The organism is Chitinophaga japonensis (genome assembly GCF_007830125.1).
Lineage (GTDB): Bacteria > Bacteroidota > Bacteroidia > Chitinophagales > Chitinophagaceae > Chitinophaga > Chitinophaga japonensis.
On sequence record NZ_VLLG01000007.1, the window covers coordinates 221,193 to 235,023 of the forward strand.

At 50.4% G+C, this 13,831-nt stretch carries 8 protein-coding genes; all 8 read right to left on the reverse strand.

Annotated features, from left to right (window positions below; translation table 11 throughout):
• Window positions 1-10: 10 nt before the first annotated feature.
• The gene (locus tag LX66_RS26865; RefSeq protein ID WP_145719283.1) at window positions 11-2,209 is read right to left on the reverse strand and encodes a hypothetical protein; all 2,199 of its coding nucleotides are present in this window, start codon (window positions 2,207-2,209) and stop codon (window positions 11-13) included.
• Between the two features lie 12 nt (window positions 2,210-2,221).
• Window positions 2,222-3,976 (reverse strand): carbamoyltransferase family protein, encoded by a 1,755-nt coding sequence (locus LX66_RS26870; RefSeq protein WP_145719285.1) that lies wholly within the window; start codon window positions 3,974-3,976, stop codon window positions 2,222-2,224.
• A 33-nt stretch (window positions 3,977-4,009) separates the two neighbouring features.
• Complete coding sequence (locus LX66_RS26875; protein WP_158642777.1) at window positions 4,010-6,487, reverse strand: M1 family metallopeptidase; 2,478 nt, start codon at window positions 6,485-6,487, stop codon at window positions 4,010-4,012.
• A 115-nt stretch (window positions 6,488-6,602) separates the two neighbouring features.
• Window positions 6,603-9,047: an outer membrane beta-barrel protein gene (locus tag LX66_RS26880; protein WP_158642778.1), complete on the reverse strand. Its 2,445-nt coding sequence runs from the start codon at window positions 9,045-9,047 to the stop codon at window positions 6,603-6,605.
• Window positions 9,048-9,177: 130 nt separating this feature from the next.
• The gene (locus LX66_RS26885) at window positions 9,178-9,837 is read right to left on the reverse strand and encodes a 4'-phosphopantetheinyl transferase family protein (RefSeq protein ID WP_145719291.1); all 660 of its coding nucleotides are present in this window, start codon (window positions 9,835-9,837) and stop codon (window positions 9,178-9,180) included.
• A gap of 17 nt (window positions 9,838-9,854) precedes the next feature.
• A complete protein-coding gene (locus LX66_RS26890; RefSeq protein WP_145719293.1) occupies window positions 9,855-11,462 on the reverse strand; it encodes an MBL fold metallo-hydrolase in 1,608 nt (535 codons plus the stop codon).
• A 2-nt stretch (window positions 11,463-11,464) separates the two neighbouring features.
• On the reverse strand, window positions 11,465-12,160 hold the full coding sequence (locus LX66_RS26895; protein WP_145719295.1) for a thioesterase II family protein: 696 nt from the start codon (window positions 12,158-12,160) through the stop codon (window positions 11,465-11,467).
• Between the two features lie 6 nt (window positions 12,161-12,166).
• Entirely contained in the window at window positions 12,167-13,831 is a 1,665-nt protein-coding gene (locus LX66_RS26900; protein WP_145719297.1) for a cyclic peptide export ABC transporter, read from the reverse strand.

The window sequence follows — 13,831 nt, forward strand, 5'->3', positions numbered from 1 at the left end:
AGCCTTGCATTTATAAAGAAGCCTGTAACGCCTCCGTATAACCGGGGGCGTTATTATTTGCAAACAGGCCATTATCATCTGCTGCCTTTCTGAGATCAAAAGCATAGATTTCCCCCCATACCGGATACATAAAATCAAGGAACTCCATTGGCGTTTGTATGGAAGCGGGCGCAGCAGGCCGGTGCTCTTCAGGCGCAGGCCAATGCAGGGAAATGGTGTTCACGCCTTCCCGGGTCAGCGGGCCGGCGGGCAGTTGTATGGATATCGTTCTCCATTGGTTCTGCAGTGCAACGGTTTCCAGCAACCGGCCATTTACCAGTATGCGCACCTCTTGTACGCCCCGGGTGCAGCCTGGTATCCTCCCTGTTATGGTAGCGCTGAAGACGGAGCGGCCGTCTGCCACAAAAGTAAAATCGGAACGGTGACTCCTGGCCTGGTAGTAATTTCTTTCCTGTATTTCCAGGTTAAATTCATCATAACTGGTAGTGGCATAGCAGGCCTCCAGCAGGTTCACATCATAATCTGCCGCCGGCATATGTTCGGCCACACGGAGCAGCAGCATCTTTTCCGCCAACTTTTCCGCAGGGCTTGATGCTACGGCTACCATGGCATCTACCAGTGCAACATCCAGCAGTTTTTTTTTGCGATCATGAATAAACCCCAGACCTCCTTCGTACTGGGTAAATACGCCACTGCTCACCACCTCTTCATGGGTTTTGCAAAGCGAAGTCTGCAGTCTGCGAGTAGAGAAATCAACAAAATTGCGCATGAAGTCCCTGGTCAGGTCTGCTACTTCAGCGGCCCGGCTGCAATGATAGTGCAGCACCGGCGCCGGCTGGCCATAATGGGCATTATGTACCGCTGCGGCCACATGTGCTACCGCTATCGCTTCATCACCGGGATAGAGGCCGCTGTCGTCCAGTACAACTGCTACCTCCCTGCCCAGCAGCACGCCAGCCACCGTTGCCGCGGTTTGCCGTACAGCCACTTTAATGCCCTGCACTGTAAGGTGGCAATAGTCAAGAAAGAAGTGGCGCCCAGGCAGCGAATCGGGACAACTGTCCTTGAATACCGCCGGCAGATCTACCACGGTGATCCCGTTTGCAGGAGCCTGCTCCAGGATCGTATTCCTGACTACGGCCAGGCAGCGGGGCTTGGTTTCTGCACGGCCGTAGATAGCGGTATCCCGTGCCTTTTCCATCATCGTCCTGGCGGCGGGCCAATCACCGGCAGCTTTCCTGCAGGCGGCTTTCCATTCATAACCCAACGGATGTGTAATGTCCAGGGTTATCATACGCGCGGCAATGTCTTCCAGCGCAGTAAAATCTTTTCGTAATAAAGCCTCCTCCCCGCTTTCCACCAACGATACCCATTTGGCCGCGCCATTGTTATTCAGGCGGGTGACATTTTTTTCCAGCGGATTGCTGGTCCAGTCATCCAGGTTAAACTCCGGTATCATAAAAACCACCGGCACGCCGGATTGGAGAGAAATACCACCGGCAAACTCCAGGAAGCTGGTCACCAATTCCCTGAACCGGCCTTCCAGCAATGCGCCTACTTCCTGTAGGCTGCCACGGTCCAGCAGGTGACATAGCTGCTGATAGTCCGCAGGGCCAAAGGTCTCTTTCATGGTATGCAACCAGTTATTACCGGCAAAAATTACAATGGCATCAGGCCGCAGGGATACACACTCGGCCAGAATGTTCTTTAACATGGGTAGCGACAGGTCTGTGCGGGCCAGGTCCAGCACCTCAGCCTCCAGCCCCCCGGGCGCCACCCGGTTGAGCTGCGCTTCCAGCTCCTGTGCCACTGTGTAAAAAGGATCATAGAGATAGCCCCTTGCCACGGATTCACCCAACAGCACCACCCGCTTCCTGCCGGGAGCCGGCCTGGCAGGGAACTGATGTACCTTGGCCCACAGCCACCAATCCATACGGGCGCCCTGATCGCGTATATAGATCTCCTCCCCGTTTTCCGTTGCCAGGTTCCATATACCTATCCTGCCAGGCAGGGTCCCATTATCTCCCGGCGCCCGATCATCAGACGTCAAATAGCTTGCTGTCTCCCCGTTTTCAATACCAGGCAATTGTCCTATACCCAATGCTGCCGCCAGAGATTTTACCTGGTCGGACAGGCAGGGATCATCCTGTCCGTATAGCAGGGCCGCCAGATCATTTGCCTGCTTTTTTTGTACTCCTGTTGCTTTCATAGTTGCAGTTTTTCAGATGAATGTATAAGTATTGCGTGCTGCCGCGTATTTCGTGGTCATCACACCCGCCATCCATTCCAGTATGTCCAGTTCGTTCTCATCACGGTCTATGATAAAGTCTTCCAGCACCAATGCATCTATGTTGGTGCCAATGAAGCAATTAAGCGCGTCTTCCGGCGTACATACAATAGGTTCTCCCTTTACATTGAAAGAGGTATTCAGCAGAATGGGACAGCCGGTAAGCGCATAAAAGGCCTCCAGCAGGGCGTGAAACCGTGGATTGGTGTTGTAGCTTACTGTCTGCAGCCTGGCAGATCCGTCTACATGCGTTATGGCCGGAAGGTCTATCGGGGAGATCACCTGGCAGGTTTCCAGCATGAAAGGAGATTCATGGTCGATATCGAAATGCTTTTTATACTCGCTATCCAGGGCGGCGGGGGCAAAAGGCCGGAAGCCTTCCCGCTTTTTCACCATGGCATTGATCTTGTCACGCATGCCGGCGTCCCGGGGGTCCGCCAGGATTGACCTCGCCCCCAGCGAACGTGGTCCAAACTCCATCCTGCCGTGGAACCAGCCAATTACCTTGCCGTCGGCAATACGGGCGGCTGTTGCTTTGAGGAGCTTTTCGGGATTGCCTTCAAAACTGTGAAAGCGCAGGGAGGTAGCTTCCAGCATCTGCCGGATAACAGCCGTTCCAAAGCGGGGACCCAGATAAACATGCGACAGTTTATCCTGCTGCATGAGCTGCCCGCTGTACTTCGTGTAAGCCAGGCTGGCCGCTCCCAGCGCACCGCCTGCATCATTAGCCGCAGGCTGTACGAACAGATGCTTAAACGGTGTGTTTTTAATGATCTTACCGTTGGCCACACAGTTGAGCGCCACCCCACCGGCCATACAGAGATTGGGGCTGCCGGTTTTGCGATGCAGGTACAATGCTTTATTAATCAGTATTTCTTCCAGCACTACCTGCAGACTGCGGGCAATGTCCATATGATCCTGATCTACCGGTATGCTGCGTGTCCTGGCAGGCTTGCCGAACAGTACGGCCAGCTTGTCGGTGAACATCCTTTCTTCTTCCAGGAAATCGAAGTATTCCATATTAAGCGCATACTGGCCATCATCCAGAATTGTCACCAGCTCCCGTACCTGCCGCAAATAGCGGGGGGTTCCGTAGGGCGCAAGGCCCATTACCTTGTACTCTCCTTCATTCACTTCAAAACCGAGATAGTTGGTCAGGGTGCTGTACAGCAATCCCAGGGAATGGGGGTAGCTCACCTCTTCCCAGAGGTCAATATTGCTACCCAGGCCCATGCCATAGGTAGTAGTAGCCCACTCGCCTACTCCATCTACCGTCATGATGGCTGCATTGTCAAAACCGGAATAGTGGTAACTGCTGGCTGCGTGGGACAGGTGGTGGTCAAAAAACTCAATGTTGCCTTCATATCCCAGTATGTCGCGTATTTCGCGTTCTACCCAACGCGGACGGAATTTTTTGCGTAAAATGGCAGAGCGGTCCCATATGCCGCTCCATAGCTGCCGTCCGAGCTTTTTGCGCGGATCTTCATAAAATGCAATACAGTCGATGTCTCCGATATGGAGCCCCGCCTCTTTGAGGCAATATTTCAGCGCCATGCGGGGAATGGCGTCGTCCGCCTTTATCCTGGAAAACCGTTCCTCTTCTGCCGCAAATTTCAGCTTGCCATCCTGCACAAGACAGCAGGCGGAATCATGGTAAAGGGCGGAAATACCGATTATGTTCAAAGCCATAGGAAGAATGTTTGAAGCAATGAAATAAAAATGTTAGTTCATATTAGCGGAGAGATGATTGATAGCGGAACGAATGCTGGCCACCTGCTTTTCCAGGGAAGACCGTACACTTTTGCTGGCAGTCTTTTTTATCAGGTCCAGCTTGAACTCCGCCAGCAGCTCCAGGTTGCCCAGCATACCCGGCTGGTCCATAAACCGGGCGTCTATCCCCATTACAATCCGCTGGAACTCTTCAAGCCCTGCCGCGATAGTATCCGCATCATTCAGCGTAGCCAGGTAACGCAGGTACTTTACCAGGTAACCCTGCTGCTGCCGTTCGTTCTGCCGGGCGATTATTTCCAGGAAGGAACGATTGTCTTTCGGGTCTTCGTTGGAAAGGTAGATATCCAGTATAGTGCTGGCCATTTCATTATCTTCCAGGAAAGGCGTCATATGCCGGGTAGCCAACTGCCGGTCCAGGCGGTTCAGCGCAATAAGGGAGGATGCCACCACATTATAGGAAGAGTCCTGCAATGACCTGATGAAAAGGTTCGTATAGGCAGGGTCATTCAGGCTTCTGAGTTTCTTTATCGCTGCCTGGCGTACCAGCGCCTCCGTATCATAGCGCGCCAGGCTATCAATTGTGGCTGCATAGGTATTACGGATAGCTGCATTATCTATGTTCATAAACTGTATCACCAGCTTTCTCAATCCATCATTGGCATCTTTTAACCCGGTATAGAGAAACGCCCTGGCTCGTGCGCTGGTATCCTGGGCAAGCAGGCACGCTTTCAGCGCCTCTCTCCTGTCCAGGTAATTGCGCCCGCGCCGGTATTGGTAGATAAATGCTTCCAACGATTTCCTGTCTGTTTTTTTGCAGATCAGTTGCTTGTCAGCATCTACATTTACGAGTAGGGGCCTTGCATGCTTGTTCGGGTAGGGAATGATAAAGGTCTGTAAGCGCCGGTTTACAATAATTTCCTGTGTAGCCGTTTCCCCCCCTGTATATATATCTATCTTCAGGGGCAGTATGAATATGTCTTCCTCCTGCTCCTGCCTGATTGTTACGGCTACGGAGCTTTCCAGGTCATTATAGCGATAAGAGATGTCCAGCACGGGATATCCCTTCCGGTAAAACCACTGGTCCCAGAACCATTTCAGGTCACGGCCGGTCTCATTCTCAAAGGCTGTGCGGAGGTCATTGGCATTCACTGCTTTAAATGCGTTGACTTTCAGGTAATTGCTCAGCGCGCCAAAGAACGCCTTTTCTCCTACCAGCGCGCGAAGCATACCAAGTATGCAACCGCCCTTTTCATAGGTAACCGCATCAAACAGTTGGCTTTCCTCCCTGTAGTCATTATAGATCAGGGGATGATCTTTTCCTTCCCTGCATTGCTGAAAATACTTCAGCATCGCTTCATAGGCATGATGGTGCGCTGCATCTTTACCATAGGCATACTCTCCCCAAAGCACCTCACCGAAATTTGCAAAGGACTCATTAAGCGCCAACTGCGACCACTGTTCACAAGTAACCAGGTCGCCAAACCATTGATGGAAAAGCTCGTGTGGAATGATCCACTTCGCTTCCTCGTCACCGATAAGCGCACGCGGCTTTCTGCGTAACAGGTCGCCAAAGAGCGTGGCGCTGGTATTCTCCATCCCCCCGGAGAAATAATCCTTTACCACAATCTGCGCGTACTTGGGCCAGGGAAACCTGTACCCGATCTTTTCAGAAAAATAGCCGATCATTTGCGGGGTACGGCCGAATATTTCCTTTGCATAAGCGATGTATCCAGGCTCCATGTAATAGTCAACAGCCATCCCGTTCCAACTGTCATGATACTTCTCAAATTTACCAACAGCCAGCATAAAAAGATAAGGCGCATGCGGGTCAGACATGATCCAGGTTTCTGTATGTGAACCATCCGGGTGCTGCTGCCGGCTGCTTAACACACCGTTTGACAAGGATATGTAAGGTGCTGGCATGGTGATGCTGATTTCTGAAGTGCTGCGCTGGTCAGGCTGGTCGATAGTAGGAAACCAGGAAGAAGCGCCGGATGTTTCGCCCTGTGTCCATACCTGGTAGAGCTGACCGGTACTGTCTTTTCCCGCTGAGACAAAATATATACCTTTATTTGTTTGCACCGGGCCGGCAGCAGTCGTTTTCAGCGAATCGGGCATAGCAGTATATTCCACATATACCGTGTATGCTTTCCTGTAGCTATACCTTTTATCCAGCTTTATGCGCAACTGCCAGCCATCATATGAGAAAGGAAGGAGCTGTTTCCCGGTATCGCGCTGCAAAGCTACGGTCGCCACCTGCATGCTTTTGGCATCCAGTATCAGGGAATCCTGCTGTTCCTGCGTGGGTTGCAATGTAATCCACGCTTTCCCCAATACAAGATGGTGTGGATAGTCAAACGATATATCAAGGCGCGTATGCACCAGTTGCGCAACCTGCGGCAGCGTGTCTCCCCGGGGCGCGCCAAAAGCCAATTGATATGCCAGTATGCAGGCTCCCACACCTGTCATACGGCATATTTTAAATACCATATTCATAAAACAGCAATTTATTGTAAGAGAAAGCATCCCTGGAAGCAGGCAACTGCTCCCAGGGAATTTAAAGATGGGGTTAGTATATTTTGTACTACTGGTTTTCCTTTTTTACACGTTCTTTTTCTTCTCTGGTAGCACTATCATTACGTTTGGCCACTTTCAGCTTGGTATTGCCGAATAGATATGTAAATGTGACAAAAGCTACCCGACTCTCGAAGCGGTTATGAATAGCTACATCTACGTTATTGTACACGGCTTTGCCTTTGAAGCGGTTGGTATAGAACACATCACTCACCCGGAGCCTGATGCTGCCCTTCTTGTTCCAGAGGTTCTTCTTCAGGCCAATGTCTAGTTTGTACTGTGCCTCCGCTTTGATGAATCCATATAGCCAGGGCGACAGGTAGAAACCGCCTATATCAGCGTACAGGTCTTTTGCCAGCCTGAAAGACTGATAGATATTGATATTGAAATCATAATTATGGAAGTTTCTGTAAATACCTTCGTTATCGTCTACATACTGACTGCGATTAAAGGTAATGGTATTGTCAGTGGTCCACCAGTCTGTAACATCCTTTGAATAGGAAAGGCTTACAGACATGGTGCGCAACTGCTCCAGGTTACGCAGGAATGATTTGGTAACATTCGTGCTGTCGTCCTGTTGCAGGTCTTCTGCAATCACGTCGTTTGTAAGGCCATAGCGAGCCACAACGGTCACTTCATTTTTCCATGAATAGGTCATCTCGAATGAATGTGTGTAAGCCGGTTTTAAGTATGGATTGCCTTCCCGGAATGTGTAACGGTCGTCATAGAACCGAAAGGGGTTCAGATCCTGGTAGCTGGGCCGCTCAATACGCTTGCTGTAGGAAAACATCAGCGTGTTATCCGCAGACAACTTACGGCTGAGGAATAAACTGGGAAACAGGTTGGTATAGGAGCGTTTAGTACGGCTATCCAGTGTAACGGAATGTCCGTCGGAATTGGTTTGTTCCACCCTTACCCCAGCCTGCAGGCTGGTTTTGCTCCATTCTTTGCTGAAGTTCAGGTAGCCGGCATTAACATTTTCCTTGTAAATAAAATGATTGGTCTGGGAAAGGGAGGGCTTCCATTCCCCGTTCAGCAGGGAATCATAGCGGGCGTCATTATCTGTAGACACAAAGCTTGTCTTGGCGCCGGCCTCTATTTTGATCTTCTTGGCCAGCGGGTATACCAGGTCTGCCTTTAGCGCCACTATCTCTACTTCGGTAGGGAAGTAATTACGCACCTGGTCCGGTGTGCCAATGTTGACGCCCTGACTGTCGTACAAGGTATTGATAAAATACCGGTTTACATTGTTCCTGAACCTGGAATAATCTGCATCAAAGGCCAGCTCACGGCCCAGCGTGTCCAGCTTGCCACGGTAGTTGAAATTGCCTCCTATGTTGTTGAAACCGGACTTTTCATTCGCACGGGAGGTCATCATAGAGTCCAGCTTCTGCTTTTCACTGAATATATTGGTAGTGTTATCCGAATTGGTGCGCTGATCATTGGCATATCCCATCAACTGCAGGCCCACTGCATGATCCTTGTTAATAAAGTACACCAGCCCTGCCTTGTAGTTATGGGCGCCCAGTTCATTGTGAGTATCGCCGGAACGGTCAAAGAGGGTACGTACGCCTGACAGGCGTACATCGCGATCAATATCCAGCGTTCTTACAGAATGGTTAAAGGAATAGGTGTAGTCTCCTGTAAGGTTGATCTTCTCGCCCTTGTAGTTCAGGTTGACGCCGCCCCTGTACTTTTCCCGGCGGCCATAGCCTGCACCACCGGTAACAGTACCGTTAAAGCCTACTTTCCTGTTCTGCTTTGTCTTGACATTAATGATCCCGGCAGTGCCGGCCGCATCGTATTTTGCTGATGGCTGGCTGATGATCTCTATCTCCGATATGGTATTGGAAGGCATGCTTTTCAGGATATTGCTTACCTGGGCAGCGGAAAGATAAGTAGGCTTCCCGTCTATCATAATAAGGGGGCTGCTTTTTCCGTTCAACTGTACCTTATCGTTGTTGGTAATGGTCACACCCGGGGCGAGCTGCAACAGCTCGAAGGCAGTGCTGCCGGTGGCCAGCAGGCTGTTCTCGATATTCATAACCGTTTTGTCGAGCTTACGCTCGATCAGGGGCTTTTTACCGGCTACCACCACTTCCTTTATATTGCGGATGCTTTGCTCCAGCACCAGGTTGCCCAGGTCAACCGGGGCGGTAGCGGCTCCCTTCAGCTCCAGGGGTTTCCTCAGCGGTTTGTACCCAATAAGGGATACGTGGAGGATATAACTGCCAGCCGGGATTGTACCGAAATTGAACACGCCTCCGGCGTCGCTCACCACTGTTTTTACCACGGAAGTGTCCGATGCCTGCAGCAGGCTTACCGTAGCAAATTCCAGCGCTGTTCCTTCAGGACCAGACAGCCGGCCCTTCAGCCCCGGCCCGGTAACCGCTTGCCGGGCCTGTACGATACCCTGCAGGGCTAATAGCATATATGCCAGCAGAAAGACGGGCATCTTTATATTATATAAAATTTGCATAATAACAATTATTTGAGGTAAAGATTACTGCCCAAACTTAGCCTGATATGGGACGGGGCTGAAAACTGTTACACCAAAGGGTATTTTATAAGTACAAAAAGGGCGGTTATGCCTCCAGCATATCCACCATACGCAAAGGGTTTATCGTAACCGTATTATTTCCAGTCATTTGCATTGCCAGGTGGGTCTTATACCCCTCCACCAGGTCCAGATCACATAAATGCCAGGTGGTCCCGGAAAGCACAGCGCTGCCATTTTGTACAACAATATCACGCACCGGGAAGTTCAACCCGGAGCCTTCCGCTTTTACCAGCGCTTCTTTCTGAGTCCACAGGCTGTAAAAAGCATCCTGTTCCAGGCAGGGATCCCGGCGTATTTCCAGCAGTTCCGCCTCAGAAAACAGGGTTTCAAAATCATCCAGGCATACCGGCTTCACTTCCTCGATATCTATCCCTATTTTATTATGCTCCGCTATTGCGCAGATCACATAATTGCCTGAATGCGAGATATTGAAGTCAAGGTCGGTGTGCTCAAAGTAGGGTCGCTGGTATGCGGTGAACCGGATGTCATGCAGGCTAAGATGCCGGTAACCAAGGTTTTGGAGCGCATACAGCAGCAGCATGCGCCCCAACAGGCTTGCCTGTGCATCATGCCGGTGCGCCAGCCTGTTCAGCCGGCGTACAAACGGGTCCGGCATTCTCTGCAGCCAGGAGCGATAAACGCCCACCGGTAACGGGCTGTTTTTGCAGTAATAAACGTACACCATAAAAGAGAGATTTCAGGTTAAACCAAAACGGATTCATAGAGCAGCTCCTTTTCACCAAACAGCCGTTCGGCTACAATGCCCATTTTCTGGCATTCGGCTATCAGTTTGTTGGATGCCACAATGGGGTTGGCCCGCTCGTCATAACGGATGCTGCTGATGAATTCCAGCCATGGTTCCAGTCCCATGGCATATACGTACACCTCCGCGGGCGACAGCGCCTTCACCAAGTTGATGCCTCGTTGGAAGTCGGAACCAGCCAGGCGTCGGGAGAAATCCTTTTCCCGCGAAAGCTCTTCTGTAAGCAGGGGGCCATACAGCCAGGTAAGCGGCGCACCATCACATTCCATGCCGAGGAACAACACATCCACATCGCCGATGATCTGCTGTACATGCTGGTACAGTCGCGGCTCTACATTGCAGGAATCTGCGCAGAACAATACGGAAAACCCGTCCGCCCTTACATGGTAGCAGCTTTTGGTATTGATATTCAGATCGCAGTGCTCGCCTATGAAAGGAATACCGGTAATAGTGCAGTCCCCCAGCGTGATCTCTTCCAGGTTACCGATCTCAATAACATTGTTAAACCCTACCTCCTTGAACATCAGTTTCAGGCAGGGATCCTGCATAGCGCCTGAAGTGGTTTTAGGTATCACCAGGTGTTTTATCTTATGCCGCAGGGGTAACAATGTTTCAAAAAGAATATGGTCCTGGTGATTATGCGTGATAAGCACATAATCGATCTGGTCGGGAAGATCAATATCGGAAAACCTTTCTACTTCGTGCTGGTAGCCGTAATAGCTGATCAAGGGATCTACAAGTATGGAAGTATTACTGGTTTCCACCAGTATGCAGGCATGCCCGAAGTATCGCATCCTGATCCTGTCTCCCGTATAGGGAGCGTATGGTACAGGGGGCGTTTCCGTAAAGAATGACTCAAACAGTTGCGGATCGCTTATCTCGAAATCCACTATTTCCATTAACGCCTCCATGGTAGACGGCTCCCGCTTCATACGGGATATAGCGTCGATGAACGGGTGCCGGAAGGGTATCTGCAGATTCAGCACGTTTTCTTCCTCCAGCCGTGGGGTGCTGAGCACAAAAGGCCTTTCATCATTTTCCGTGATCCACATGGAAATGCTTTGCAAACCTTCATCGTACAGGGGGCTTTTATACAGCAGGGCCTCAATAAAGCGGAAGGATGGGTTATTGTTCAGGTCGTATACCAGTTCCACGTAGCCTTTCAGGATATCCGGCACCTTTTCATAAAGCGGCTCCAGTGAAACGCCTTTTTCATACTGCTTCAGCAGGCTGTCCAGTTCCTTTACTGCGGCTGCAAATTCCAGTTGCAGGGCACCCCTCTCCTTCGTTTCCTCCCGCAACTGCTTAATCTCCTCTACGCGGTTGGTCTTATAATCCATAAAAGGGCCGCCCAGCAGCTTGGGGTTCCTGGCCGCCGCTGCATGGATGCCGGGCGCCTGTATATAAGAATCCATGATCTTCAGGTGCCGGCCGGTAATGTTCATGGCAGCCGTGGCGGGCGAAACCAGGTGCGACCAGGCATACCACCTGAAATAGAGCGGTTCTATTACAACATTCGGTTTCAGATATAAAAGCCTGTTTTTCATAATTAAACGATTGTAAGGTTTAAACTTTTTTTGATCAGCCGCGCTATCTCATATGCACGGTCAAAAATGAAAAAGTGATTGCCGGGAAAGGTGACAACCTCAACCGGGGCCGTTGTTTCCATTTGCCATAGTGCTACTTCCTCCCGGGTTACAAATTCTTCGTAACCGATCATAGCGATAATCGGTATATCAAACGGCGCTACCTCCTGGTAGCAGTACTTTTCGATGGCTTCAAAATCCGCTCTCAGAATGGGTTCGAAAAAATGCTGCAGCTCCTCATCTTCCAGTATTTCAGGAGGGCTGCCGCCCAGTTCCCGGAGCGCCTGCCAGAATGCTTCTTTGGGCAGCTTGTGCCTGCCGGGCTGATTTAACTTACTACAGGGGGCGCCGCAACCTGACAAAAAAAGCTGGCGGGGAGGCGGCAGCCCGGCTGCCAGCACCTGCCGCGTAACCAGGTATGCCAGCATCGCGCCCATGCTGTGCCCGTAAATAGCATAAGGTTCCTGCAGCGCAGACCGGATCTGGTCAAAGATATCCTTCGCCATCATATGCAGGTCCCTGATAAGCGGCTCCCGTATCCGTCTGCCCCTGCCAGGCGGCTCCAATGGTATCCAGCGTATCCCTTCCGGCATATACATATCAAAAGGCTTTAATGAATAAACGCTGCCACCAGCAAAGGGAATGGAAAAAACGTTCATAGCTTCTTATTTTGCAAGTGCGGAATGGGCAACCGGCTGCACCTTTATATCTTTTATAACCCTGCCATAATCAAAATGCAGGATGCGGTCGGCCTGCCCGTAATATTTATCGTCGTGCGTTACAGCAATCACTGTTTTCTTCATCTGCTTCAGCACAGGTATAATCTGCTCATAGAAATATGCCCGGAAAACAGGGTCCTGCTCAGCAGCCCATTCGTCCAACACTATTACGTCCCTGTTCTCCATCAGCGCATAGATCAGCGCCAGGCGCTTGCGCTGTCCCATAGACAGTTTGTTATCAATAGTTTTCCTGGCGGAATCGAAACGCACAATAGACTCCAGTTCCATCATCCGAATATACTTTTGCAATACCCGGTTGTCTTCTTCCAGGTCAAACCCGTCGTAATTCTCATTGAAAAGGTAAGCACCGGTAAAAATGGCGGAAAGGCGGTTGCTGTACCAGGGATAGCTGTTCATTACCAACTGCTGCCCGTTGTAAAGCAGGTTGCCCTGCGTAGGCATATAGATGCCGGTCAGCAGGTTGATAAAGGTACTTTTACCGCTGCCGTTACCGCCGGTAATAAATATTACTTCTCCTTTCCTGATAGACAGGTTAAACGGGCCTACCTCAAACAGAGGTTTGCCCCCGGCATCTTTATACTCATAGCCTACGTTGTTGAATACAATGTCCCTGAAATTTTCCGGGAAGGAAACCGTTTCTTTTTCGAGGTCGTACTGCGGGTAAGTATCTATTTCCCTTTCCAGCCCTTCAATCCTTTCAACTGCAATTTTGAGGCGGGTAAAAAATGGAAAGGAGGAGATCAATGTGGCAAGCGGGCCCATTATATACAGAATGGTGACCACAAATGCCGTAATACGCGCGGCCGGTATGGTAAGCACCTGCGGCATTATAAACAGGATCAGCCCCAGTACAATATACCAACTGTAGTTGCCCGTAAGCTCGTTGATAAGATAGCGTATTGAAGTCCGGTCATTCAGCACCCTAGCACGATGCAAGGTATGTTTCAGGTAATGCTCGTAAATGTTGTTGTTGCGCTGAAGGCTCATCTTTATTTCCCGGAAACCATTCAGGAAATCGCGCAGGTAGCGGTGATAGTCATTCTGCAGGTCGCGCACCTGGTTCAACTGTTTTTCTATAGCGCTGTTCCTGGCCAGATAAAAAATCAGCAACAAAGTCATGAACAACAGTATCAACGCCCCTCCCTTCCAGGAAAGCCAGCACATGTAAGCCACTCCACAAAAAATGATCACTACCGAATTCACTGCGTTCACAAAATTGGAGGGCAACTGTGCCAGCAGACGGGTATCCTGTATGGCGGTATATACTCTTTGCGCCCCCAGCTTCTCGAAAGATTCGAATGTGGATACCCGCAGTTTATCGATAACGGCGGATTCATATTCGTATACGATGCTGTTGGTCAGCCTGGCAATACAGGTCTGGAAAGTCTTGTTCAATATAAATGATACAAGCAGCAGGAGACCGTACAACCAACTTTGCGGCAGTAAAGCAAAGGGTAGACCCACGCCTGCAATCACATTGTTGATAAACACCATAATACTGCCGAATACCAGGCTGTTTATAATTCCCAGCAAGGCAATCAGCAAAAAAAAGCTACCTGACCTGTATTTTAGTAATCTGATAAAGTTCAT